Here is a 1,400-nt window from a genome sequence, read left to right as displayed (position 1 = left end):
GTTTTGTATATCAACAGAACTCCTATATCTTTTTTCATAGGAGTTCTAGGAGATCTACCTACTGCTCTCTGTACTCATAACCTCATCCGGCTGGACAAAGTCTGCCCAAAGCGGATTGTCTACCCAAAGATAATATCCTCTGTTGCTGTCATCCATAGTAATCTGCCAAATCTCAGGTGAATACATCATAGAGCTGATACCTATCTCATCAGGATCCTCATCATCCTTGGCAACAACCTGAAGGTACATAAAATCTATATTACCACCATCTGTCTTTACAACATAATAAGTCTCAATCCTTTTTATTCCCCTTTCTTTATCTTCTGTAACTACGGGAAAATTTCTGTCATACTTGACACTCGTTGACTTTCCCTTATACCTCTTTAGCAGTAATGCAATTTTAAAGTCAATATCTTCGATACTCTCTCTCGCATTCTTTGAAAACAGTGCCTTCAATTCATCAGCATTTTGATTATCCAACGCAGCAATCACTTTGTCTTTATATTCCTTTTCCTCAGGCGGCTGCTTATCATTTTTTGTAATCTCACTCTTTGCACTGTCCACTGTATTTTTGACACTTGAGCAGGCTGATATTAAAAGGGCTGATGCAATAATAAGAAATATTATTTTTTTCATACTTTTACATGCTCCTTACTTTGTATCTGATTCGAAAGATTGATATCATTATAATCAACAGCTTCCTTCGCAACCGCAATCTCATTTCCAAGATTATCTAACTCATTGTGTCCTGAATCTAACAATATTTTCAAATACCAACATATGTATTTAAAGCTGTCTCCACTTCTTCCAATCCAGTAGTCATCAACATCTGTCATAATATCCACAAGATCCTCTCTAACGTGATCTAACCCTTCTTCACACTTTTTATATTTATGGTATGAAGATTCCATCATATCTACGTTTGATTTGATTTCCATATATCTACCTCCCACTATTATATCCAAATGCATAAATATCATATCCATCTTTTTCTAAATCTAATTTATCACTTAAAAAATGTAAATTTAAACTATCTATGGCAAATTTTGATATTCCTACATTATTCTCATGAAAATCATCGACCGGTCTAATCAAGAAATAGATTTGTATTGGAAAATTGTACTCTCCACCATCATCTGCAAATTCTATAGTTGTTGACGCATACACCTTCTTTTGAAGTTTTCCTTTATCTGAGCTTGATTCATAGTCATTATCTTCATCCAGCTTATACCGTATAATTTTACCCGAAAACTTATTATTATTATAACCCCTAAATATATTATCTATCTTCTCGTCAAAATTGTCTATCTTACTCCTTGCATACTCCGGAAACAAGCTTACTAACAGCTCCCTATCATTAGTATTTAAAGCCTGTACTATCTTTTCGATATATTCATTCA

General features: G+C 34.0%; 3 protein-coding genes. All 3 read right to left on the bottom strand.

Going from position 1 to position 1,400, the window contains the following annotated elements:
- Positions 1-54: 54 nt before the first annotated feature.
- On the bottom strand, positions 55-636 hold the full coding sequence (locus tag HMPREF0381_RS04045) for a DUF5104 domain-containing protein (RefSeq protein ID WP_008750612.1): 582 nt from the start codon (positions 634-636) through the stop codon (positions 55-57).
- Positions 633-980, bottom strand: coding sequence for a hypothetical protein (locus HMPREF0381_RS04040; RefSeq protein WP_008750611.1), 348 nt, complete (start codon positions 978-980; stop codon positions 633-635). Before HMPREF0381_RS04040 ends, HMPREF0381_RS04045 begins: the two co-directional genes overlap by 4 nt.
- The coding region (locus tag HMPREF0381_RS04035) for a DUF5104 domain-containing protein (RefSeq protein WP_008750610.1) at positions 943-1,400 on the bottom strand (458 nt) is incomplete at its 5' end. The genes HMPREF0381_RS04035 and HMPREF0381_RS04040, both read right to left, overlap by 38 nt.

Source organism: Lachnoanaerobaculum saburreum DSM 3986 (assembly GCF_000185385.1).
Lineage (GTDB): Bacteria > Bacillota > Clostridia > Lachnospirales > Lachnospiraceae > Lachnoanaerobaculum > Lachnoanaerobaculum saburreum.
This window is presented reverse-complemented; position numbering and strand designations above follow the sequence as displayed.